This window comes from Winogradskyella ursingii (assembly GCF_013403975.1).
Classification (GTDB): Bacteria; Bacteroidota; Bacteroidia; order Flavobacteriales; family Flavobacteriaceae; genus Winogradskyella; species Winogradskyella ursingii.
Genome location: NZ_JABFDH010000002.1, coordinates 524,095 through 547,028, shown reverse-complemented (window position 1 = coordinate 547,028; position 22,934 = coordinate 524,095). Strand labels below are relative to the sequence as shown.

Sequence of the window (22,934 nt, the reverse complement as noted above, 5' to 3'; positions counted from 1 at the left end):
GGGATTGAACCAAGAATTAAATGTCCTAAATTTAGATTTAATAAAGAATAAATTATGAAAAATTTTTCGCTGAAATCGTTTAAATTAGTATTCTTATTTTCTTTTATATCTAGTATTTCTTATTCTCAAGAAACACAAAATACTACAGTAACAGGGACTGTAAAAACCTTAAAAAATATTGTTGTTGTTGGTGCTGAAGTAAAAGCAACAAATAGTAAAGTGAAGGTGCTGACTGATAGTTTGGGGAATTTTAAAATACTTTGCTCTTTTAAGGATAAAATTAAAATTAGCGCAAAAGGTTTTTATACTAAAAAACTTAAAATAGATGAAAAAACTAAGGATATATCTGTAGAGTTAAATTTTAAACGAGGGAAAAAAAATGTTGATTTAGCATTAGGTTATGGACATATAAAAGAAAAAGATAAATCTTTCGCCATATCAAGTTTCAAAAATGATGATCAGTACAAATTTTCAAAGTATTCCAACATGTTAGAGCTCATTATTAACAGTTCTCCTTCAATAGTGGTTTCTAACGGCAATATAATAATTCGTGGTACAAATTCTTTATTTGGCTCAAACGCGGCCTTGATAATCATTAACGGGATGGATTCGACTTCTTCACAACTATTTAATTTACCAACTGCAGATGTGAAAAGCGTCGAAATTTTAAAAGATGGATCTTCGGCAATTTATGGGGCTAGAGGCGCCAACGGTGTTGTTATTGTGACTACAAAAAATGGAAAGGATGATTAAGGAATATAGTTCAAGTAGCTGCTTAGATATATGAAATTTTTAAATCGCTTTCTGTTACATTGATACTTCTTTATAAATCTAAATTTATCAATGATATTATTTATCTGAATTAAAATTCAAATTTTAGCTGTACACTAACTGCTTCTTCTTTTGGTTTCGCAATTTTGGATTCAGTATTTAAATTTGACAAAGAAATACCCAAAAGTCTTACTGAATTATTCAACTTTTCTTGATATAACAAGTCCTTTGCTGTTTCAAGAATCATAGCTTTTTCACTTACAAAATATGGCAATGTTTTACTTCTGGTTTGTAGGGTGAAATCACTGTATTTAATTTTTAGTGTTATGGTTTTACCAGAGACATTACTTTTAGCCAAACGTTTTGACACCTCTTCGGCAATATGCTCTAGTTTTTCGAGCATAAAAATTTCAGAAGATAGATTTTCACTGAATGTTCGCTCAGCAGCTAAAGATTTTCTAATGCGATTAGGCTTCACTTCACTATGCTGAATGCCGCGCACAATCTGATAATAATATCTACCAGATTTACCGAAATGCTCATCTAAATATTTGAGGCTTTTCGTTTTTAAATCTTTACCAGTAAAAATGCCTTTTTGGTACATTTTTTCAGCCGTGACCTTACCGACACCATAAAATTTTCTGATGTCCAAATCCTCTAAAAACTGAAGAACATCTTCTGGGTTAACAGTTTTCTGTCCGTTGGGCTTATTGATATCACTGGCAACTTTAGCAATAAACTTATTTATGGAAATTCCTGCAGAAGCCCTCAATCCAACTTCATCATAAATGCGCTGTCTGATTTTTTGGGCAATCAATGTGGCACTAGGCAATCCGATTTTGTTTTCGGTAACGTCCAAATATGCCTCATCAAGAGACAACGGCTCTACCAAATCGGTATAATCAAAGAAAATCTTTCTAATCCGACCCGAAATTTCTTTGTAACGGTCAAAATCGGTTTTTACAAAAATGAGATCTGGGCATAATTTTTCTGCCAGACGGCCAGACATCGCACTTTTTACACCAAATTTTCTAGCTTCATAGCTTGCTGCACTTACAACACCTCTTCCGCTACTGCCACCAACTGCAATTGGCTTACCCTTAAGTTCAGGATTGTCCAGCTGTGCAACGGACGCATAAAATGCGTCCATATCCACATGTATTATCTTTCTTATTGGTAAATCGATTGGCATGCTGTAAATTTATGAATTCCTAAGAACGCAGGAATCTCTACAGAGAGAATATTAACCATTTAAAAGAATTCTGCTTTTGCACTAATTAAAGATGGCATTAGAAATAGAACGAAAATTTTTAGTCAAATCCCATAGTTTCAAATCAGAAGCTTTCAATAGCTATGTAATTAAACAAGGTTTTTTAAATAGCCATGCAGAACGTACAGTCAGAGTACGATTGAAAGAAGAAAAAGGGTACCTCACCATAAAAGGTAAGTCCATTATCAACGGATTATCACGTTTTGAATGGGAAAAAGAAATCTCAAAAGCTGAAGCCGAAGCGCTTTTAAAATTATGTGAATTAGGAGTCATTGAAAAGACCCGTTATGAAATTAAGTGTGGTGACCATATTTTTGAAGTCGACGTTTTTGAAGGCGATAATATTGACTTAATCGTCGCAGAAGTAGAGTTAAATAAAGAAGATGAACATTTTGAAAAACCCGAATGGTTAGGCGAAGAAGTAACTGGAGATGTTAGGTATTACAATTCTCAATTAAGTCAACGACCTTATAAAAATTGGAAACAATGAAAAAACTAGTTCTATTAATCATACTTTTTTGCTGCATTCTCGCGTGTAAAAACGAAACAAAAGAAGAGCCAAACGAATTTACTTTTGAAGATAAAAAGATTGAAACCACAAAAGAGGACAGCAAAACAATAACAGAGCAGTCAACCGCCGAAAAAAAGGCGGCTCTAGTCGAAAAGGGCTATCAAATTTTCGATTATGTGGATGAGAAAACCCAAGACACTGTTCTCATGCAGCAGTATTTTATTGCGTTTTTAAAACGTGGACCAATAAGAAATCAAAATGAAGAAGAAGCAAACCGATTACAAAAAGCACATTTGGCGCATCTAGGGAAAATGTACGATTTGGGCTTTGCTGATATTTCTGGTCCGTTTGGTGATGACGGTGAAATAAGAGGTATCACTATTTATAATGTACCAACTCAAAAAATGGCAGATAGTTTGGCGAACGCTGACCCGATGGTAAAAGCTGGAAGATTGATGATTGAAATTCATCCTTGGTGGGCAGCAAAAGGGTTTCCATTGCGTTGAATTAAAAAAAACGTGGGGAAATTGCCGCACGACTCGGAAGATCAATATTAAATAACAAAAAAACTTCATGTGATGCTGGTGCGAACGCTTTGATTTGGGATGATACGGCATCATAAGCATATCCGATTTTAATTGAAGGTGTAATACTAAAATTTACCAATCCAGAAATAGAGTCTTCCAAACGATAAGATACTCCTAATTCAAATTTTTCATAGAAAAGTGCATTTAAATTCGCATCAAAAGAAGTTGAAGCCTCAAAAGCAGATTTCAATAAAAATGATGGTTTCAATTTTATGTTTTCTGATATGTCTAACACGTATCCACTGGTTAAAAAATAATGTTGTGTTTCTGATCCCAACCTTAAACCATTATTATCTAAATGGACTGCTGCTAATAAGTTTGGTGCAGATAGAGCTATATAATAATTATCTGTATAATAAAATAAGCCACCACCCACATTGGGTGTTACTTCACTGATATTCTGTGAAAAAAATGGATCATTTTCATCAATAATATCTAACCCGGTTAATCCTATATTATGGAAGGTAACACCCAATTTTATTCCAAATGCTAAGCGATGTTTATTTTCAAGTTTTATGGTATAGGAAACATCACTATAAACATTCGTTTCCGTAAGAGGTCCAATATTGTCTGTTATTGCAGATACACCAAAGCCCAAACTACTGCCAATCGGTGCATGACCAAAGAATGTTCCGGTTTCAGGTGCACCATTAAAGCCTGTCCATTGATTTCGATAAAGTAATCCGAGGGAAATATAGTCATTAGAGCCAGCGTATGCAGGATTGACCACACTCATATTGTACATGTACTGTGTATACTGAGGGTCCTGTTGGCAATACATTTTGTTCACCAACAAGAAAAAAACTATGAGAAAACAAGTTTTTACCTCTCTCACGTTTCCTATGTTTTTAATTGAATATAAACAGGAAAATGGTCACTATAACCACCTTTATATTTTTTGCCCACATAGGTTCTAAAGGGTTGTCCTTTAAATTTTCCATGATATTGCGTCAAAAATTTGCTATTAAAGACATTAGCACTTTCATAAGTTAATTGTGAATTTTGAACCTCGAAAAAATTGATTGAAAATAGAATTTGATCAAACTGATTCCAATTGAAATTATGATTGAGACTACCTTTTTCGAACGACCAAACGGTCTTAAATGGATTGAATAATTGACACTTGTTTTCCATTAATGTCACACTTGTACTGTCTGGATTATCGTTAAAATCTCCCATTACAATAATCTTGGCGCTCACATCTTCCGACTTTAGTTTGTTGATTATGTAAATTACACGGTTGGCAGCAGCAATACGTTTATATTGGGTTTCCAAGTCACCTTCTCTTTTTGAAGACCAATGATTAACGATGACATGTATTTTTTCGGAATGTAATATACCAGTGACTAATAAAATATCGCGCGTATAATCACGTAAACCTGCCTCATTTTCAATATAAACGGAAAATGTTTCAGAATTTAAAACTTCAAAATCTTTAGGTTGGTAAAGTAACGCTACATCAATGCCACGCTCGTCCATAGAATCATAATGGACATAGCTGTAATTTTCGTTTTTAAGTGCGTGATGGTTGACTAAATCATTTAAAACAGTTTTATTTTCGACTTCTGCCAAACCAATAATTGAGGGTGATTGTTCGGTGTTTTCGTTTCCAATTTTTGAAATTACATTTCCTAATTTCATCAATTTGTTCTCATAACGTTTTTTGGTCCAACGCTTTTTTGAAGTCGGCAAAAAATCATCATCATTGGTTAAAGGGTCATTTTTAATATCAAATAAATTTTCGATATTATAGAAAGCAACAGTATACGCCTTGTGCATAGTCATAACGTTAAATATATGATTTTTAAAGCTTATATGTTGTGGTGGTATTTGTTTAACTTTGTACTTTAATTAATTTATGATAGAAGAAAAAGACATCAGTCTAGAGAAGGCAGTATTAATAGGGATTATTACACAAGACCAAGACGAAGAAATTTCAAAAGAGTACCTTGACGAGCTTGAGTTTTTAACCTATACAGCAGGTGGTGAAGTAGAAAAACGATTTACCCAGAAAATGACCATGCCCAACCCTAAAACATTTATAGGTTCTGGGAAGATGGAAGAGGTCAGGGAATACGTTAACGAAAATGATATCGGTACGGTGATTTTTGATGATGAATTATCACCAGCTCAAGAACGAAACATCAGTAAGATACTTAACTGTAAAATTCTCGATAGAACCAATCTCATCCTTGATATTTTTGCTCAGCGCGCGCAAACCAGTTATGCCAGAACGCAAGTAGAATTGGCACAATGCGAATATCTATTACCGCGATTAAAAGGAATGTGGACCCACCTTGAAAGACAAAAAGGTGGTATTGGTATGCGTGGTCCTGGTGAAACCGAAATTGAGACAGATAGACGTATTGTCCGCGATAAAATTTCTTTGTTAAAGAAAAAAATAGAGACCATAGATAAACAGATGGCTGTACAACGTGGTAACCGCGGTAAACTCGTGCGAGTGGCACTTGTGGGTTATACCAATGTTGGGAAATCTACACTAATGAATGTGATTAGCAAAAGTGAAGTCTTTGCAGAAAACAAATTGTTTGCAACGCTGGATACTACGGTTAGAAAAGTAGTGATTGGTAATTTGCCTTTTTTAGTGAGTGATACTGTAGGTTTCATCAGAAAACTGCCGACACAATTGGTAGAATCTTTTAAAAGTACTTTGGACGAAGTTCGAGAAGCCGATTTGCTGCTTCATGTGGTTGATATTTCTCATTCAAATTTTGAAGAGCACATTGAATCGGTCAACCAGATTCTGGACGAAATCGATAGCAAAGACAAGCCAACCATTATGGTATTTAACAAAATTGATGCTTACGAACCAGAACCTTTTGATGATGACGATTTAATTGCTGAGCGCACCAAATCCAATTATACTATTGAAGAGTGGAAACGTACGTGGATGTCTAGAGTTGGCGATAACGCTCTGTTCATTTCTGCTTTAAATAAGGAAAATATGGACGAGTTTAGAAAAAGAGTCTATAAAGAAGTACGAGAAATCCATGTCACACGTTTTCCTTACAACGAATTTCTATATCCAGATATAGAAGAAGGTGGCAATGTGGCTTTATAAATGAATAATTATCTGTTACAATTAAAATCCTGGACTAAAAAAAGACTTCAAAACAAATGGGTACGTTTCGGACTTATTGGTTGTGTCGTAATTCTAGGGTTTTTCATCGGGCTGTATATTAGCATTTATCTCGGTGCATTTGGGAAGATACCGACCAAAGTAGAACTCAGTTTCATAAAACAGGAAGAAGCCACACAACTTTTAGATAGAAATAAAAAGCTTATTGGTAAATACTATATCTACGATAGACAACCTGTTGAATTCGAGGATTTACCCAAACATCTCATTGATGCCCTAGTTGCCACTGAAGACGTTCGTTTTTACGAACACGATGGTGTCGATAATGTGAGCTTAATGCGTGTATTTGTAAAGAATCTTTTGCTTGGTGATAAGTCCGCAGGTGGTGGCAGCACCATAACACTTCAACTCGCTAAAAATCTTTATGGCCGGAAGAATTATGCGGTTTTCGGCATGCTTATAAACAAATTCAAGGAATCCATAATTGCCAAGCGGATTGAGGAGATCTATTCAAAAGAAGAAATCCTTATTTTATATTTCAACACTATTCCATTTTCAGACAATACTTATGGCATTGAAAGTGCCTCGCAGAAGTTTTTTAATAAATCGGTTGAGGACTTATCAAAACTGGAATCTGCCACTTTGGTTGGGACGTTAAAAGCTAATAATTACTTTAATCCAAGATTACATTTAGATCGGAGCAAAGACAGACGAAATGTGGTATTAAATCAAATGGTAAAATACGGCTATTTGGAAAAGGACTCGCTGGAAACTTTAACCAATCAAGAGGTAAATTTAGACTACCGTTCATTCAATCACGATTTGGGTTTAGCACCTTATTTTAGGGAAGAGGTAAAAAAGCAACTAAGTAAAATTTTAGACTCTATTGAAAACCCTGAAGGTGAAAAATACAACCTCTATAAAGATGGATTAAAAGTTTACACCACACTTGATTACAAAATGCAAGAGTTGGCCGAAACGTCAATGAAAGACCATCTTTCAAAATTACAATCTGCTTTTGAGACTTCACATGGCCAAAAGGCACCTTGGAATAAAGACGGAAAACTAGTGAAAAAGGAAATCAAAAAACTTGCAATTTATAAATCATTAAAAAAGAAGGGGCTTAAAGAAAAACAGATTGAAGATTCATTAAAGGTAAAGCGCAATGTAGAACTGTTTAGTTGGGAAGGAGATACCATACAATCAATTTCAGTTATAGATAGCTTAAGTCATTATTTGAAATTCTTAAATGCAGGAATGCTATCCATCGAACCAAATACAGGTGCAGTTAGAGCTTATGTAGGTGGCATAGATTATCGCTATTTTAAATACGACCATGTTTCCCAAAGTAAACGTCAAGTAGGTTCAACATTCAAACCTTTTGTTTATACCGCTGCGATTGAAGACGGCATGGATCCATGTACTTATTTCTCATTGTCTGAAGTCACATATACCAATTACGACAACTGGAAACCAAGCAATTCCGGAAGCGAGGAAGAAGATCCATACATCAATTACACTTTAGAAAAAGCGTTGAGCAATTCGGTGAACACCATTGCCGTTAAAGTATTCGATAAAGTCGGTATACCAAAGGTTATTAATCAGGTTAAAAAACTAAATGTATCTGAGGACTTACCAAAAGAGCCATCTTTAGCTTTGGGTGTAGCAGAAATCAATTTAAAAGATTTAACGGGTGCTTATGCCAGCTATGTCAATAATAGCAAACCGGTAAACCCATATTTCATTTCAAAGATTGAAGACAAAAAGGGCAATATCATTTTCGAATTTCAACCTGAGAATAAAATCGAGGAAGCATATTCAGATTACACAAGACAAGTAATGCTAGAGTTTATGAAAGCAACTGTTAATAACGGAACAGCATCTAGATTACGAAGCACTTATAATTTAAACAACGCTATCGCAGGTAAAACAGGTACTACACAAGAAAACAAAGATGGTTGGTTTGTGGCATTAACTCCAAAATTGGTCACTGTTACTTGGGTGGGTAATGATAATCATAGTATTGGTTTTAAAACCACAGGTTTGGGTCAAGGTGCTAATTCAGCATTACCGATTTTCGCAAATTTTTATCAAAAATTGAATGCAGAAAGTGAATTTAACACCATCACCAAAGCACAATTTGACAAAGCATCAAATGAGGTTTTAAACGATTTAGATTGCGAACCAGAAAAAAGGGATGGATTCTTTAAACGTTTATTCAAACGAAAGGAAAAAAAGAAAAAATTTGAATGAGCTCAGACTGTCATTTTAAGCGTAGTCGATAGATCACATTAATTCGTGAGAATCGTCTTCTTTGCCTATTCTTAATGAGATAAAATAAAAAGACCTATCAATCCAGATAGGTCTTTTATTATAATATTTATTTAAGCTTAAAACTTATAGCTCAAACCAATCGTGTAATAAGATTGCAAATCGTTGTCAGCATCTTCTAAATCAACACCTTGAAAGTTGGCAGCCTCTTGTTGGTTACTTCTCAAAGCAAAATCAAAACCTACACCCAACGCTTTCCAAAGGGTATAGCTAAAGTTGTTTGTCCATGTCCAGTTAGATAGATCAGAATTTTTATAACTCTGAAAGGTCGAAAAATTAGTTTTAAAGGAAATTTTACCAATCTGTCTTGTGTAGTCCGCAACGATTTTAGCACCCGCAGAAGATTCAAAAACAGCATCGTTATCTGCAAAGACAAAGTTGTAGTTCAATGGATGAATCACCACAATTAAATTATCTAATGGTGTCCAAGTTCCACCGAGACCAACATCTAAATAACCTGGGTCGTTAAAGTTATTTAGAATTGTTGTTCTGTATTCACCTAATGCAGATACGGCCCATTTATCGCTGAGTTTATAACCGTAAAGAGACGATATGTTAAAGACGTCTGTCGTTGGCTCAAAATCTTCATTGTCAGTGTCGTCGTCCTTATCGTCAAATTTTACCCAAGCCAAATTTGTGGTCAAGGAATTACGCCAGAAATATTTGTCTTCAATTAAGTTTGCAAAAGCATTAAAATTGATTCCAATATTTCCCGAACTATTGTTTGGTGTTCCTTGTGCATACCAATTATTGAAGTTAGATAAACTACCACCAATAATACCAAAAGCACCCTTACGCCAGCCTGGCAAAGCATCTATTTGTGATTGAATGGCATCTGCTTCAGATTGGAGCTTATCTGCTTCAGCTTGTATTTCAGCTTTTTGTGCTTGTAATTCCTCTTTTGTTTGTGAAAAACCGAAGGTAATTACAAACATAAGGAATCCTGATATTAGTAATTTTTTGTTCATAATGAGTTAATTTTTAATCAATTATAATTATTATTAAGGTTACAAATATAAGTTTTTATTGAATTTAAGTAAAGAATCACTTACAATGAAAACGTTGCTATTCTGACCCAAAAAAATAAAGAAAGTCACATTTTATTTTCTTTTAAATAAAGGCACAAAAGAACAGGCCTCGCCAAACATAACGGATTTGGCAATAGGTTTCAATTTTTGAGTGAGTAATACCAAAGCATTGGCTGGGACAGGTTTATTGGCGCAACCTTTAATAATAACAGGAAGGTTCTCAAACTCCGAAATGTTCATTTTAGAAACAATCTCGGCAAAAAGAATAGATTCCAGTTGTTCTAAATCGCCAATCACAGAAAGCTTCGCAAAATCTTGAAGTTGAATTGAGATAAGCATATAAGCCCAATCAGGAACAATTGCATCGGTTGAACAATGCAATGCTACATAGCAGTCCTGATATTGTGACCAATCATGCTCTGAAATATGTAATCTGAAATCTTTTTCGCGCAACACCAAGCCTTCCATTAACCAATCTTTTATATCAAAAAGCACGCGTTTACCTTCAGGATAAAAATCCTCGAGGTCGATTGTTTTTAGCTTGCTATTTGCTACTCTATTTATGATTTCTTCTGCCATAATACAAAGTTAAAGATTTTACTGATAGCCTTTGGCTTGTAGTTCAAACAATTCCGCATACAGGTTTTTGTTTTCCATAAGTTCTTCATGTGTACCAATTTCAAGCACTTTGCCTTCTTCTAAAACTAAAATTCGGTTGGCCTGTCTCACAGTACTGAATCGATGCGAAATAATAATGCTCGTTTTGTCTTCGGTTAAACCAATGAATCGACCAAAAACTTCACTTTCTGCCCTGGCATCCAATGCCGAAGTAGGTTCATCTAAAATAATGACTTCGGCATTTTTCATGTATGCTCTTGCCAGAGCTACCTTTTGCCATTGGCCTCCAGATAGTTCTTGGCCACCACTAAAACGCTTGCCTAGCTGTTGATCGTAGCCATCGTGTAATTCTGAAATTACCTCGTTCGCCAAACTTAATTCCGCTGCATTCTCAATTTTGGTCTGATTATCGATTTCATCAATTTTACCAACGGCTATATTCTCTTTTACGGTAAATTCATATCTAAAATAATCTTGAAATATAACACCAAAAAATTCTTGATATTCGGCAATGTTGAAACGGTTTATGTTGGTGCCATCCAATAATATTTCACCAGAAGTTGGCTCGTAAAAGCGCAACAGTAATTTAATTAATGTGGTCTTTCCGGCACCATTTTGTCCAACAAAAGCCAATTTTTCGCCAGCCCTTATAGTAAAACTGATACCTTTTAAAATGTCATTTTCAGAATTTGGATAAGCGAAATAAACGTCTTTAAATTCAATTCCTTTTTCAATTTTATTAGGTAAAGGAATATCTTCCTGTGTTTTCGGTGCAATGGAAATATCTATAAAATCGAAATAATCTTTAAGGTAAAGTGCGCTTTCTGAAATCCGGGTGAATTTCGAAAAGAAATCCTGTAAATTTTTCATTAATCGATTGAAACTACCAGATAAAAAGGTGAGTTCACCAATAGTAATCACACCAGATAAGACGCGGTAAATGATAAAAACATAAGCCGCATAATAACTTACAGAGCCCAAAAAATTAAACAGAAAGCCAAAAGCCGAACGTTTTATCGCTAAGGTTTTATTGAGTTGATAATAATCTTCTGAAAGATTTTTGAAACGATTGACCACAAAATCAGTTAATCCGAAGAGTTTTATTTCTTTTGCCGTTTTGTCATTGGCGCCGATGTACCTTAAATAATCAAGTTCCCTGCGCTCGGAAGTCCAACTTCGAGCCAAAGAATACTGTTGTTGAGAAAAACGTACCTCATTGATAAATGAAGGAATAATGCTCAGTACTAAAAGAATGATTAAGTAAGGTTCAAAATATATTAAACCTGCTATAAGGGTGGCGATTGAGATGGTGCTTTGCGCTTGTCCCAATACATTAGACAACAATGCCACCCGACCTGTAGTCTGCGTTCTTGCACGTTCTAATTTGTCATAAAATTCGGAATCTTCTAATAGACTAATATTAATCTGGTTGGTCTTTTTGATGATGGTAACCGAAGTGGCAATATTATAAGCATCACCCAAGAGTCCGTCTGTGAGAGAAATAGCCCTACTGATTAATTCTGAAAGAATGACCAACCCAAACTCAATAGCGACATAGGTCCAGAGTTGATAATAATCAGGATTGTCAAGCGATACCTGAAGTATAATTTCGTCAATTATAAGCTTCCCAACCCATAAAATTACTACAGGAATAAGGGCTCCGATTAACCTGCAAAATGCAGAGAGCAAGAATAGCTTTTTGTTTACTTTCCAGATTTCCTTAAAAAACCTCGGAATATAAACCAGCGCATTAAAAGAAGATTTTATACTGGTTTTTTTCTTGTCTTTTAATGATTTAGGTGTACGTCTTGGCATTTAAATTTTTTTGAAATCGAAGTTTTCTGAAGAAAACAACAAGCTGCTATACCGAAACAAATTCAGAACAGGCTGCAAACTGCGACTGAAAACTGCAAACTGATTTAGAGCATACCAAGTTCTAGCTTGGCTTCTTCGCTCATTAAATCTTGTGTCCATGGCGGATCAAAAGTAATCTCTACCTCAGCATCTTTGACGTCGTTAAGGGATTTAACTTTTTCTTCAACTTCTAAAGGCAAAGTTTCTGCTACTGGACAGTTCGGTGTAGTTAATGTCATTAAGATTTTTACATCGTAATCCTCATTAACAAACACGTCGTAAATAAGACCCAGTTCATAAATATCCACTGGAATTTCTGGATCGTAAATGGTTTTTAGGACTCGGACTATTTTTTCTCCTAATTCTGTGGTATCTATAGTTGTTTCGCTCATCATTATAATGTTTATTGTTGAGTAGTTTGTCGTTTAGTTGTTCTGGTCTTACCAACTAAACAGAAAACGACTTAACTAAGTTGTGTCTGGTACGCAATTGCGTACATTTTTATTTGTTTTATCATGCTCACCAAACCATTTGCTCTGGTAGGTGATAAATGTTCTTTCAGTCCAATTTTATCAATAAATTCGGTGTCAGCTTCAATTATATCTTTTGGATGTTGATTGGAAAACACACGAATTAAAATTGCAATAATACCTTTGGTAATAATAGCATCACTATCTGCTGTAAATTCAATTTTATCGTTATCCATTTCAGCATGTACCCAAACCTTACTTTGACAACCTTTTATGATGTGATCTTCATTCTTATATTTTTCATCAATTAACGGCAACGTTTTGCCGAGATCAATCATGTATTGATAGCGTTCTTCCCAATCTTCAAACATTGAAAATTCATCTATTATATCATTCTGAATTTCTTCAATTGTCATAGTCTAAGTTCTTTTTGCAAAATTACAAAATAGCTATTCTTTAGTCACATTTTCTTTGATGGATAACACTTTATTAACTAAATTTTCTATTTCTGTTGGTGGATGCCCGTGATCAAAAGTGGGCGAAGTCACGGTCTTATCGCCGTTACGTATCGATAGCGTAGCGTGTGGCGCACCATCGTAAAGCCTTTTGTCTGTTGGTGCTTTGAGTGAACTCAACGATTTGGTATTTACAGCTTCTATCATTTTTTTTAGCTCTAGCCAATCGGTTTTGTTGCAAGAATAAGTCTTCATCTGTTTTAAATCACGATCATTAGAGAGGGAAACTTTGGATTCGGAAATATTCGTATAACTGAAAGTGCCTCTACTAGAAACGGTATACGTAACACCGGAAGTAAGATTATATTCTGAAGTTTGGTCCTTTTTTGGGGTCAATGCTTGGGTGTCAGATTTTATTGTTTCAGCATTTTCGTTAGATTCGCTATTACTTTCTTTAGTTGATTTGCAAGATTCCAGAATTAGAACGAGGGCGAATAAGCTTAATAAAATTTTCATATGGTCTGTTTATAGTAAATATAGTGCTTTTTTAATTTCGAATATTTTGCCAAATGAAAAGGCACCTTGAAAAAGGTGCCCATCATAAATAAGTATATTGAATTTTAGTTGCCAACTAATGAGGCTCTTGCACCACCAGGAGCAAATATAGCTCGCATTCTCGCTTTTTGACCTTCCGTAAATAACCCCATACAATCATCGTCAGAATAATCCATATAGTTTTCTACCATATCTGTTGATCTGCAGCTTACTTCATTTAAATCACAGCTATAGTTAGGTCCATCAGAAGAAGGTGTATCTGATACAAAGTCATCTTGACGGCATCTTCCGTCGCCCCAAATATGGCGTAGGTTCATCCAGTGACCAACTTCGTGAGTTGTTGTGCGACCTCCATCAAAAGGTGCTGAAACGAATCCCGTAGTTCCGAAATATTGAGGTGACATTACAACACCATCTGTAGATGCATTACCACCTGGGAATTGTGCATATCCTAAAATACCACCACCGATGTTAGCAACCCACATAGTTAGGTAGCCAGGTTGTGCTGGATAAGCGGATTTAACAGCATTGTTAGTTCCCCAAGAAGTTGTGGAATTAAATTGTCTGTCTACAACAGGAGTCATAAAATTAATTTCTACATCTGCACCTAAGCCTTGGAACTCAGTGCGAACATCGCTAAAATTAGTATCATTAAAATCGGCATTTAAAACAGCCATTTGAGAATTAATCTGCGCACTGCTAATGTTTTGTTGGTCATTAGAATAAATCACATAGATATAAACAGGAATATTAAGCGTTCCTAAGCCATCATCAACGGGATCTCCACCATCACCGTCACTGCCTCCATTTCCGTTTCCATTTCCATTGCCATTTCCAGCACCATCAGGTTTTTTGCTATTGATAAAGCGCCTAGTTGCGACCTCGATATCATACATTTTTTTATACTGCCCTGGATTTTCGTTGAGTTGTCTATTCAAAACCTCCATGGAAGAACAATTTTTTCCGTTAACTACTCTATCTGTAGTACCTGCTTCATAAGCATCGGTATATAAATAGAAGTCACTCATATCAATGTCTTGTTCTTCTTGATTTTGAGTTGGGTTTTGGTCGTCATTACAACCAACAAAAAGTGCTGTGCAAACAACTAATCCTAAAAGTGATTTTTTCATATTAGTAAATATTTGGGTTAAATTTTGTCGAATATATCATTAAATTTTTAAAAGATTAACGAAAGATTAGGAAAACATCAAAATGTTTAAATAAACGTAAATAAAAAAAGCACCTTAATTTTAGGTGCTTTTTCATTTAAATTTATGTTAATTAAATACTTAGCTCAACATAGCTATTGCTTTTCTCAAACTAGATATAAATAAATCGATTTCTTCTTTTGTGTTATAGAACATAAAAGAAGCTCTAATTGTGCCAGGAATTTTGTAGAAATCCATAATCGGTTGTGCGCAATGGTGTCCTGTCCGGACAGCAATTCCCATTTTGTCGAGAATTGTTCCGATATCATAAGGATGAATGGTACCAACATTAAAAGAGATAACAGAAATCTTATTTTTGGCTGTACCGTAAATTTTTAGACCTTCAATTTTTAAGAGTTCTGTTGTACCGTATTCCAGAAGTTCGTTTTCGTAATTGGCTATAGTATCAAAACCAATTGTGTTCATATAATCGACTGCTGCACCAAAAGCAATTCCGCCACAAATATTTGGTGTTCCAGCTTCAAACTTATGAGGCAAGCCAGCGTAGGTCGTTTTTTCAAAAGACACCTCAGCAATCATTTCTCCACCTCCTTGGTATGGTGGTAATTTGTTGAGCCATTCTTCTTTGCCATAAAGCATTCCGACGCCAGTTGGGCCGCATATTTTATGTGCAGAACATACGTAAAAATCAACATCCAATTTTTGGACGTCTGGTTTTATGTGTGGACAGGCTTGTGCGCCATCGACCAATACTGCAGCTCCAATAGCATGTGCTTTTTCAATAATTTCTTCAATAGGATTTATTGTTCCTAAAGCATTTGAGATATGATTAACAAAAACCAATTTAGTGTTTTCGTTTAAAAGTTTTTCATATTCTGAAAGAATCAATTCTCCATTTTGATTCATCGGAATAACTTTCAATTTGGCACCTGTACGTTCGCACAGCATCTGCCACGGCACAATATTACTATGGTGCTCTAATGCCGAAACTAAAACTTCATCTCCTTTTTTCAATAAGGTTGAAAAACCATTCGCCACTAAATTAATACCGTGGGTCGTGCCAGCAGTTAAAATAACTTCGTAAGCGTGCTTAGCATTAAAATGATGTTGAATCTTAATTCTAGCTTGCTCATAAGCATCCGTTGCTTCTTGGCTTAAACTATGTACACCTCTGTGAATATTGGCGTTATAGCTACTGTAATAATCCACAATAACATCAATGACCTGCTGAGGTGTTTGCGATGTTGCCGCGTTATCAAAATATACTAAGGGTTTTCCGTTGACCTCTCGTTTGAGGATAGGAAAGTCTTTTCTGATATTTTCGACATTGAAGTTGATATGTGTTTCTGTTAGATTCATTTACAATTCAAACCCAATCTTAACACCTAATTTGTTAGCAATAATTTTCGTTATGCGTTGTTTAATTTCAGGAATGGTCACCGAATCCAACACATTATTGCTAAAAGCAAACATTAATAGGGCTCTCGCTTCTTTTTCAGGGATGCCTCGCGAACGTAAATAGAACATTGCACTTTCATCCAATTGACCAATGGTACAACCGTGTGAGCATTTTACATCATCTGCAAATATTTCGAGTTGAGGTTTAGTGTTGATAGTGGCTTTATCGTTAATTAAAATGTTGTTGTTTGCTTGGAAAGCATTCGTTTTCTGTGCTTCCTTTTCTACCACCACTTTGCCATTGAACACACCCGTTGAATTGTCATTGAAGATGCCTTTGTAATCTTGATGACTTTCACAGTTGGGCTCAATATGATGCACTAAAGTATTGTGATCTACGTGTTGCTTATCACCAATAATTGTGATGCCTTTCATAGTAGAATCGATGCGTTCTCCGTTTTGGTAAAAATTAAGGTTATTTCTCGTCAGTTTTCCACCAAACGAAAACGTGTGAACTTTTGCAATACTTTCATCTTTTTGATTTACAAAAGTATTGTCAATCAATGAAGCAGTCTGCCTGTCATTCTGGATTTTATAATAATCTACAATCGCACGTCTGTCAGCAAAGATTTCCGTGACGCTGTTAGTCAATACAGGATTGTCTGTTAAGCTTTGATGACGCTCAATAATCTGGACATGTGAATTCTCATCAACCACCACTAAATTACGAGGCTGCAGCATTAACGCAGCTTCATTGCCTGTTGAAAAATGTATAATTTGAATTGGCTTATCGACCAATTTATTTTTTGGAATATGAATATAAGCGCCTTCTGCTGAAAATGCCGTATTTAGAGAAGAAAGTCCATCTTTTGGTGCAATTTTATTGAAATAATTTTCAATAATCGGACGGTATTTTGGTTTTGATAATGCTGAAGACATTAAGCAAACATCGATGCCTTCATGTGTTGTTTGCGAGAGATAAGATGAATATTTGCCATCAATAAAAACAATCTTGTAAGCATCAATATCATGAATGAAATATTTCTTGATATCTTTAAATTCCAGCGCATTTTCATTTTTTGGAAACACGCTATAATCATGCTTTAATATGGAATTAAGCGATGTATATTTCCAAGCTTCCTGCTTCTTAGTTGGAAATCCTTGAGCTTCGAAATTCTTTATAGCTTCGGTACGTATATCATGCACAGGCGAGTGAACGTCTACGTTGTCCTCAAAAACCATAAATGATGATACTAATTTTTCTTTTAAATCCATTCTTTTCAGTTTTCAGTTATCAATCGTATTTTCGGTAATTCAGAAATACGATTTAAACTGTTTACTTATTTATTCATACTTTGTAAAATGAAACTTTTAAGTCTTTATATTCAGTGAAAGTTGATCAACTCATAATTGTGACTGAATACTGCGACTTATTTTAAGCTCCAACCTCTTCCTTAATCCAATCGTAACCTTTAGCTTCAAGTTCATGTGCCAATTCCTTCGTGCCTGATTTCACAATGCGACCATTGTGTAAAACATGTACAAAATCTGGAATAATATGGTCTAACAATCTTTGATAATGCGTAATAACTATTACTGCGTTGTCCTTAGATTTTAATTTGTTCACACCATTGGCAACAATTCTAAGAGCGTCAATATCAAGACCAGAATCCGTTTCATCTAAAATGGCTAATTTTGGCTCTAACATTGCCATTTGAAAAATCTCGTTACGCTTTTTTTCACCACCTGAAAAACCTTCATTCAACGAGCGTGATAGAAACTTACGATCAATATCCAAAAGTTCAGATTTATCACGAATCATTTTTAGCATTTCGTTGGCAGGCATATCGTCCAGTCCTTTTGCTTTTCTTGTTTCGTTAATGGCTGTCCTCATAAAGTTTGTAACACTAACACCAGGAATTTCTACAGGATATTGAAACGATAAAAATATACCTTTATGTGCACGTTCTTCTGCGCCTAACTCATCAATATTTTCTTCTTCAAAAAGTATTTCTCCTTTGTCAACCTCGTACTCTTCCTTTCCTGCAATTACTGCTGCAAGTGTACTTTTACCAGAACCATTTGGTCCCATAATTGCGTGGACTTCGCCTGGTTTTACTTCAAGATTAATACCCTTTAAAATACTTTTGTCGTCTACACTTGCGTGCAAGTCTTTTATCTTTAACATAGTCTTAATTTCCTAATTTTATAACGTCGTCTTTATTTTCCTGAGGCTTTTCAACCTTTAAAATTTCTTTTATTTCTACTCTATATGGCCAGCCTTCCTCATCTTCTGCTTTGGCAAATTTTCTAACGCGCACTGTAACTGGCACCATGTCAGTGTCTTCTTTTTTGAATTCTTTGACCTTGTTGTTTAATTGATGCATATTCTCGTCAATAACAACACCATATATTTCGCGTGGTGTTTGTAAAACGGCTGCATCCGCGTAATACACAAATTCCCCTTTCATGATGATTAGGCCATCGTTCTGATCGTAGGATTTATCTCGATTTTCTTCGAGGTTAACATCTTGTTTTGTGTCGTTCTTGCAACCTACTAGGGCAACGCAAAGCAGGACTATAAAACTTATTTTTTTCATAATGTTTGTTTCTAACACTTCTGATGAATTCTTCTTTTCTGTGAGGTTCCCACTTGTGCAGGAAGGGTTGCTATCCAACAGATCCTTCCAAACTAATTTCCAATAATTTTTGGGCTTCAACCGCAAATTCCATTGGTAATTTATTCAATACTTCTTTGCTAAAACCGTTGACGATTAAGGCAATTGCCTTTTCTGTATCGATACCACGTTGATTACAATAGAATATTTGATCTTCACCAATTTTACTAGTTGTAGCTTCGTGTTCTATTTGAGCTGTTTTGTTTTTTGCTTCGATATAAGGAAACGTGTGTGCTCCACATTCGTTACCCATTAATAAACTATCGCATTGCGAAAAGTTACGAGCATTCTCAGCACGTGAGTTGATCTGAACCAAGCCGCGATAAGAATTCTGAGATTTACCAGCAGAAATTCCTTTTGAAATAATTGTAGATTTAGTGTTTTTGCCTAAATGTATCATCTTTGTTCCTGTATCCGCTTGCTGATAATTGTTTGTTACTGCGATTGAATAAAACTCACCAACAGAATTGTCACCTTTAAGAATACAGCTTGGATATTTCCAAGTTACGGCAGAACCAGTTTCAACTTGTGTCCAAGAAATTTTTGCATTTTTCTCACAAATACCTCTTTTAGTCACAAAGTTGTAGACTCCACCTTTACCTTCAGCATTTCCTGGGTACCAGTTTTGTACAGTACTATATTTTATTTCGGCATCCTCCAGGGCAATCAATTCTACTACTGCTGCATGCAATTGGTTTTCGTCACGGCTTGGTGCGGTACATCCTTCTAAATAAGAAACATAACTGCCCTCGTCAGCTACAACCAAAGTTCTCTCAAACTGACCTGTTCCTGCCTGATTGATTCTAAAATAGGTTGAAAGTTCCATTGGGCAACGCACACCTTTTGGAATGTAACAGAAACTTCCGTCACTAAATACAGCAGAATTCAATGCTGCATAAAAATTATCCTTCTGCGGAACAACAGTTCCAATATATTTTTTCACGAGTTCTGGATGCTCTTTTATAGCTTCAGAAATACTCATAAAAATGATGCCTTTTTCGGCCAAAGTTTTCTTAAATGTTGTTGCTACAGAAACAGAATCAACAACCACATCCATGGCTACCCCAGCAAGTTTTTTCTGCTCATCTAGGGAAATACCTAGTTTTTCAAAAGTAGCCAAAAGCTCTGGGTCTACTTCGTCAATACTATCATATTTAGGTTTACTGTTTGGTGCAGAATAATAGGATATAGCTTGAAAATCTGGTTTTTTATAATGGACATTCGCCCAATCTGGTTCTACCATTTCTTTCCAACCTCTAAAAGCTTCGAGTCTCCATTCCGTCATCCATTCTGGCTCTTCCTTTTTCTTGGAAATGGCTCTAACAATATCTTCATTTAGACCAACAGGAAATGTTTCAGATTCTATATCTGTGTAAAAACCATATTCGTATTCTTTGGTTTTTAATTCTTCTCTTAGGTCATCTTCTGTATACTTGCTCATAAAATCTTTTTAAAGTGAGAATGATTCTCCACAACCACAGGTACGGTTGGCGTTTGGATTATTAAATACGAAACCTGTCCCATTTAATCCACCGGAGTATTCTAGCGTTGTTCCTATCAAATAGAGGAAACTCTTTTTGTCCACAATGATTTTTACACCATTATCTTCAAAAACCTTATCGCCATCGATTTGTGAATTATCGAATTTTAAATCGTAGGATAATCCAGAACAACCACCACTCTTAACTCCGACTCTGACATAGTCAGATGCTGGGTTGTAGCCATCGTCCGTCATTAGTTCAACGACTTTCTTTTTAGCTGTTTCAGAAACTTTTATCATATTCTAATATAGATTAAATCTAAATTGTGTGCAAAGATACGATATAAGTCTGTTTTTACCATAGAACCTAACATTATATTAGCATATGGTGTAATAGGCAAGTATTATTAATACTTAAAGAAAAAAGTATAATAGTTAAGTTAATAATTTGGGTTGAAGTTTCGTTGTTTGAGAAGGAATAATTGCCTCAGAACAGATTGAATATGAGTATTGGAGATACTGGACTGCTCAAAGTTTCCCTTAGAGTCTGTCATAACAACAGCATTGCAATTACAACAAGTTAATTCTAGTGTATTATCCATGTTTGTTTTTGACTTCACATAGTTGTGGCCAAAAACGGCACAAGGAAGTGCTTTGTTGGTTGTAGGGTTCATAATGTAGGTTAATAATTTGGGGGCTGTAATCTACATAAATAAATGAGTTGTTGGGTGAAATACGTTATTTTTTCGATGAAACGCATAGGTTTTGTAGTCCTAAATCTTCAAAAATTAACATAGATCAACTTTTGGAACCTGAAATTTAATTTTGAAAAGATGGATTATTGATGAAAGATGGGTCTGATAATGTGAGTAGAAAAGCTTTTAAATCTGCTTTGTCCTGTTCGGTCAACTGTACGCCGCCTTGATCTACTTTTTTCATTAAAGGATCTATTGTTGGGGAATTATTTAGACCTTCACTATAATGGTTAATAACCTCATCTAATGTGGCAAAACGTCCATCGTGCATGTATGGTGCTGTATATGCTAAATTACGAAGTGAAGGCGATTTGAATTTTCCGTTATCACTTGGATCACCTGTTACTCCGCCCAAACCCAAATCTGTAAATGTAGCATCTAAACCGTTATTGTGAAAAATATTATCCGTCCATAGAGGGTTATTGGGACTGCCATGGCAGTGAAAGCAATCTCCTCTGGCTTCATCCATAAAAACGTTAAGACCATTTAACTCGTTTTCCGTTAAAGTAGCTTCGCCTAAAGAATATTTATCGAATTTTGAATTTGCTGAAATCAAGGTTCGCTCAAACTGAGCAATGGCTTTAGTGGCCAATTCTTTAGTAATAGTTGAAGTTTTAAAAGCACTTTCAAACAATTCTGGATATTCGGGATGTGCTTGTAATCGGGTAACCACATCGTTCCAATCGCTGTGTAATTCAATAGGGTTTTGAACAGGTTCTATTGCCTGACGCTCTAAACTTAATTCTTTACCGTCCCAAGTAAAACGTTCTCCGTAATTCCAAGCAAGGTTGAACAATGGCATAGAATTACGAATGCCAAAATTTCCGTCAATACCATCACTAGTAGGAGTGTTGTCCGTGAACGCGTTTTGAGGGGAATGGCAACTTGCACAAGACTGGGTTCCATCACCGGAAAGGATCGTGTCAAAAAATAATCGCTTTCCCAAAGCCACACCTTCAACAGTAAGAGGATTATCGGTTGGAATAACGGGCGAGATTATATTATCTGAAAATATTTGAGGAATATTAAGCGGTAAGGGTGTAGGCTCATAGCCGACATCTTCGTCTGAACAGCCGAAAGCAACAATTGCTAATACACTAATTAAAGCTAATGTTGTCCTCATTTGTATTTTATTGGATACTGCTTTTTAGATTAAAAACTGTTTGCCCATTTTGGTACATCATTATTTGGGCTGCAGAGTTTGGCATTAATACGGTATTTAATTCATTTAAATTCCAAAGATTGGGGCTTTTAAACCACTCTGCTAAGTTGGCTTCAATTTCGATAGTTGTATCGTTTGTAAACGTCGTTTCGCCAAGATTTACTGTGAAAAATGTGTCCTGGGGAAAATTTGGGTTGTCACCAGGATTATCAACTGCTCTAATAGAGTGATAGTTAAAGCTTTGTTGGTTTGAATCCGCATCTAAATATTTCCCGTCAAACTGCATATAGTGATAGCCTCCGCCAAGCATAGCTGGAACGTTAAACGAAGCTGAATTTAAATCCTGATAGTTTTCTGAATTATCTTCATTGTCAAGACCAAAAGTGAAAGAAACATTACTATAAGTTCCACTTGGAATTGTCGTATCGGGAGAAAAGAATAGTCCCGTACCGTTTGTTACATCAACTAAATTATAAATATCTAGCTCAATATCTTCGCCAGACATGGTGGTAAATGTCATATCCGAAATGATATAACGAAGCCGCTCAATGCTCAATGTTTCTCCATTTTCATTGATGAATTTAAAGTCATTGAAATCTTCGTTGGTAACTGTTTCGCCATTCCAATTGTGTGAAAATTGAAAAGTCGTTATTACGTCCCTTATGCTATCATCATTATCATTACTGCATGACGTTAAAAACAAACACACTATACTTACGAATATTGCTATATTCTTCATTTT

Annotated in this window: 23 protein-coding genes; 5 read left to right on the top strand and 18 right to left on the bottom strand. The window is 35.4% G+C overall.

Annotated features, from left to right (window positions below; genetic code table 11):
• Positions 1–54: 54 nt before the first annotated feature.
• A complete protein-coding gene (locus HM983_RS06185) occupies positions 55–753 on the top strand; it encodes a TonB-dependent receptor plug domain-containing protein (RefSeq protein WP_179344519.1) in 699 nt (232 codons plus the stop codon).
• Positions 754–862: 109 nt separating this feature from the next.
• Here the strand turns inward: HM983_RS06185 and dinB are convergent, their stop codons facing one another.
• Entirely contained in the window at positions 863–1,963 is a 1,101-nt protein-coding gene (gene dinB, locus HM983_RS06180; protein WP_179344518.1) for a DNA polymerase IV, read from the bottom strand.
• Positions 1,964–2,054: 91 nt separating this feature from the next.
• Here dinB and HM983_RS06175 point away from each other — a divergent pair, with 91 nt between their 5' ends.
• Complete coding sequence (locus HM983_RS06175; RefSeq protein ID WP_179344517.1) at positions 2,055–2,531, top strand: CYTH domain-containing protein; 477 nt, start codon at positions 2,055–2,057, stop codon at positions 2,529–2,531.
• The gene (locus HM983_RS06170; RefSeq protein WP_179344516.1) at positions 2,528–3,058 is read left to right on the top strand and encodes a YciI family protein; all 531 of its coding nucleotides are present in this window, start codon (positions 2,528–2,530) and stop codon (positions 3,056–3,058) included. Before HM983_RS06175 ends, HM983_RS06170 begins: the two co-directional genes overlap by 4 nt.
• Position 3,059: 1 nt before the next feature.
• Here HM983_RS06170 and HM983_RS06165 read toward each other — a convergent pair whose 3' ends face one another.
• Both HM983_RS06165 and HM983_RS06160 read right to left on the bottom strand, forming a co-directional pair.
• Positions 3,060–3,974 (bottom strand): PorP/SprF family type IX secretion system membrane protein, encoded by a 915-nt coding sequence (locus tag HM983_RS06165; protein ID WP_179344515.1) that lies wholly within the window; start codon positions 3,972–3,974, stop codon positions 3,060–3,062.
• 5 nt (positions 3,975–3,979) lie between these two features.
• On the bottom strand, positions 3,980–4,918 hold the full coding sequence (locus HM983_RS06160) for an endonuclease/exonuclease/phosphatase family protein (protein WP_317166947.1): 939 nt from the start codon (positions 4,916–4,918) through the stop codon (positions 3,980–3,982).
• A gap of 79 nt (positions 4,919–4,997) precedes the next feature.
• Between HM983_RS06160 and hflX the strand changes: the two genes are divergently transcribed.
• Together hflX and HM983_RS06150 are read left to right on the top strand one after the other, a co-directional pair.
• Positions 4,998–6,221: a GTPase HflX gene (gene hflX, locus HM983_RS06155; protein ID WP_179344513.1), complete on the top strand. Its 1,224-nt coding sequence runs from the start codon at positions 4,998–5,000 to the stop codon at positions 6,219–6,221.
• Positions 6,222–8,492, top strand: coding sequence for a transglycosylase domain-containing protein (locus tag HM983_RS06150; RefSeq protein WP_179344512.1), 2,271 nt, complete (start codon positions 6,222–6,224; stop codon positions 8,490–8,492).
• Positions 8,493–8,629: 137 nt separating this feature from the next.
• Here the strand turns inward: HM983_RS06150 and HM983_RS06145 are convergent, their stop codons facing one another.
• The 15 genes from HM983_RS06145 to HM983_RS06075 all read right to left on the bottom strand — a co-directional run bounded on the left by HM983_RS06145 (position 8,630) and on the right by HM983_RS06075 (position 22,931).
• Complete coding sequence (locus HM983_RS06145; protein ID WP_179344511.1) at positions 8,630–9,538, bottom strand: DUF3078 domain-containing protein; 909 nt, start codon at positions 9,536–9,538, stop codon at positions 8,630–8,632.
• Between the two features lie 132 nt (positions 9,539–9,670).
• Entirely contained in the window at positions 9,671–10,177 is a 507-nt protein-coding gene (locus tag HM983_RS06140) for a DUF2480 family protein (protein WP_179344510.1), read from the bottom strand.
• An 18-nt stretch (positions 10,178–10,195) separates the two neighbouring features.
• On the bottom strand, positions 10,196–12,031 hold the full coding sequence (locus tag HM983_RS06135) for an ABC transporter ATP-binding protein (protein ID WP_179344509.1): 1,836 nt from the start codon (positions 12,029–12,031) through the stop codon (positions 10,196–10,198).
• 104 nt (positions 12,032–12,135) lie between these two features.
• Positions 12,136–12,462 (bottom strand): DUF59 domain-containing protein, encoded by a 327-nt coding sequence (locus HM983_RS06130; protein ID WP_179344768.1) that lies wholly within the window; start codon positions 12,460–12,462, stop codon positions 12,136–12,138.
• 71 nt (positions 12,463–12,533) lie between these two features.
• Positions 12,534–12,956 carry a SufE family protein gene (locus HM983_RS06125; RefSeq protein WP_179344508.1) on the bottom strand — a complete coding sequence of 141 codons (423 nt, stop codon included), beginning with the start codon at positions 12,954–12,956 and terminating at the stop codon, positions 12,534–12,536.
• 33 nt (positions 12,957–12,989) lie between these two features.
• Positions 12,990–13,511, bottom strand: a complete 522-nt coding sequence (locus HM983_RS06120; RefSeq protein ID WP_179344507.1) for a hypothetical protein — start codon at positions 13,509–13,511, stop codon at positions 12,990–12,992.
• A gap of 104 nt (positions 13,512–13,615) precedes the next feature.
• Positions 13,616–14,680: a zinc metalloprotease gene (locus HM983_RS06115; protein WP_179344506.1), complete on the bottom strand. Its 1,065-nt coding sequence runs from the start codon at positions 14,678–14,680 to the stop codon at positions 13,616–13,618.
• A 159-nt stretch (positions 14,681–14,839) separates the two neighbouring features.
• A complete protein-coding gene (locus tag HM983_RS06110; RefSeq protein WP_179344505.1) occupies positions 14,840–16,078 on the bottom strand; it encodes an aminotransferase class V-fold PLP-dependent enzyme in 1,239 nt (412 codons plus the stop codon).
• Complete coding sequence (sufD, locus tag HM983_RS06105; RefSeq protein WP_179344504.1) at positions 16,079–17,392, bottom strand: Fe-S cluster assembly protein SufD; 1,314 nt, start codon at positions 17,390–17,392, stop codon at positions 16,079–16,081. It lies immediately after the preceding gene.
• Between the two features lie 160 nt (positions 17,393–17,552).
• Positions 17,553–18,305, bottom strand: a complete 753-nt coding sequence (gene sufC, locus HM983_RS06100) for a Fe-S cluster assembly ATPase SufC (protein ID WP_179344503.1) — start codon at positions 18,303–18,305, stop codon at positions 17,553–17,555.
• 4 nt (positions 18,306–18,309) lie between these two features.
• Positions 18,310–18,717 (bottom strand): hypothetical protein, encoded by a 408-nt coding sequence (locus HM983_RS06095; protein WP_179344502.1) that lies wholly within the window; start codon positions 18,715–18,717, stop codon positions 18,310–18,312.
• Positions 18,718–18,787: 70 nt separating this feature from the next.
• Entirely contained in the window at positions 18,788–20,236 is a 1,449-nt protein-coding gene (sufB, locus tag HM983_RS06090) for a Fe-S cluster assembly protein SufB (RefSeq protein ID WP_179344501.1), read from the bottom strand.
• 9 nt (positions 20,237–20,245) lie between these two features.
• Complete coding sequence (locus HM983_RS06085) at positions 20,246–20,575, bottom strand: HesB/IscA family protein (RefSeq protein WP_179344500.1); 330 nt, start codon at positions 20,573–20,575, stop codon at positions 20,246–20,248.
• Positions 20,576–21,094: 519 nt separating this feature from the next.
• A complete protein-coding gene (locus tag HM983_RS06080) occupies positions 21,095–22,153 on the bottom strand; it encodes a cytochrome-c peroxidase (RefSeq protein ID WP_179344499.1) in 1,059 nt (352 codons plus the stop codon).
• Between the two features lie 7 nt (positions 22,154–22,160).
• On the bottom strand, positions 22,161–22,931 hold the full coding sequence (locus HM983_RS06075) for an MbnP family protein (RefSeq protein ID WP_179344498.1): 771 nt from the start codon (positions 22,929–22,931) through the stop codon (positions 22,161–22,163).
• Positions 22,932–22,934: the final 3 nt, after the last annotated feature.

Bases quoted from the DNA above. Each gene is read 5' to 3' on its own strand.
- HM983_RS06085 (WP_179344500.1), bottom strand. From the start codon at position 20,575: ATGATAAAAGTTTCTGAAACAGCTAAAAAGAAAGTCGTTGAACTAATG.
- HM983_RS06130 (WP_179344768.1), bottom strand. From the start codon at position 12,462: ATGAGCGAAACAACTATAGATACCACAGAATTAGGAGAAAAAATAGTC.
- HM983_RS06135 (WP_179344509.1), bottom strand. From the start codon at position 12,031: ATGCCAAGACGTACACCTAAATCATTAAAAGACAAGAAAAAAACCAGT.
- HM983_RS06125 (WP_179344508.1), bottom strand. From the start codon at position 12,956: ATGACAATTGAAGAAATTCAGAATGATATAATAGATGAATTTTCAATG.
- HM983_RS06095 (WP_179344502.1), bottom strand. From the start codon at position 18,717: ATGAAAAAAATAAGTTTTATAGTCCTGCTTTGCGTTGCCCTAGTAGGT.
- dinB (WP_179344518.1), bottom strand. From the start codon at position 1,963: ATGCCAATCGATTTACCAATAAGAAAGATAATACATGTGGATATGGAC.
- hflX (WP_179344513.1), top strand. From the start codon at position 4,998: ATGATAGAAGAAAAAGACATCAGTCTAGAGAAGGCAGTATTAATAGGG.
- HM983_RS06075 (WP_179344498.1), bottom strand. From the start codon at position 22,931: ATGAAGAATATAGCAATATTCGTAAGTATAGTGTGTTTGTTTTTAACG.
- HM983_RS06170 (WP_179344516.1), top strand. From the start codon at position 2,528: ATGAAAAAACTAGTTCTATTAATCATACTTTTTTGCTGCATTCTCGCG.
- HM983_RS06185 (WP_179344519.1), top strand. From the start codon at position 55: ATGAAAAATTTTTCGCTGAAATCGTTTAAATTAGTATTCTTATTTTCT.
- HM983_RS06175 (WP_179344517.1), top strand. From the start codon at position 2,055: ATGGCATTAGAAATAGAACGAAAATTTTTAGTCAAATCCCATAGTTTC.
- HM983_RS06115 (WP_179344506.1), bottom strand. From the start codon at position 14,680: ATGAAAAAATCACTTTTAGGATTAGTTGTTTGCACAGCACTTTTTGTT.
- HM983_RS06140 (WP_179344510.1), bottom strand. From the start codon at position 10,177: ATGGCAGAAGAAATCATAAATAGAGTAGCAAATAGCAAGCTAAAAACA.
- HM983_RS06150 (WP_179344512.1), top strand. From the start codon at position 6,222: ATGAATAATTATCTGTTACAATTAAAATCCTGGACTAAAAAAAGACTT.
- sufD (WP_179344504.1), bottom strand. From the start codon at position 17,392: ATGGATTTAAAAGAAAAATTAGTATCATCATTTATGGTTTTTGAGGAC.
- HM983_RS06160 (WP_317166947.1), bottom strand. From the start codon at position 4,918: ATGCACAAGGCGTATACTGTTGCTTTCTATAATATCGAAAATTTATTT.
- HM983_RS06145 (WP_179344511.1), bottom strand. From the start codon at position 9,538: ATGAACAAAAAATTACTAATATCAGGATTCCTTATGTTTGTAATTACC.
- HM983_RS06110 (WP_179344505.1), bottom strand. From the start codon at position 16,078: ATGAATCTAACAGAAACACATATCAACTTCAATGTCGAAAATATCAGA.
- HM983_RS06120 (WP_179344507.1), bottom strand. From the start codon at position 13,511: ATGAAAATTTTATTAAGCTTATTCGCCCTCGTTCTAATTCTGGAATCT.
- HM983_RS06080 (WP_179344499.1), bottom strand. From the start codon at position 22,153: ATGAGGACAACATTAGCTTTAATTAGTGTATTAGCAATTGTTGCTTTC.
- sufB (WP_179344501.1), bottom strand. From the start codon at position 20,236: ATGAGCAAGTATACAGAAGATGACCTAAGAGAAGAATTAAAAACCAAA.
- sufC (WP_179344503.1), bottom strand. From the start codon at position 18,305: ATGTTAAAGATAAAAGACTTGCACGCAAGTGTAGACGACAAAAGTATT.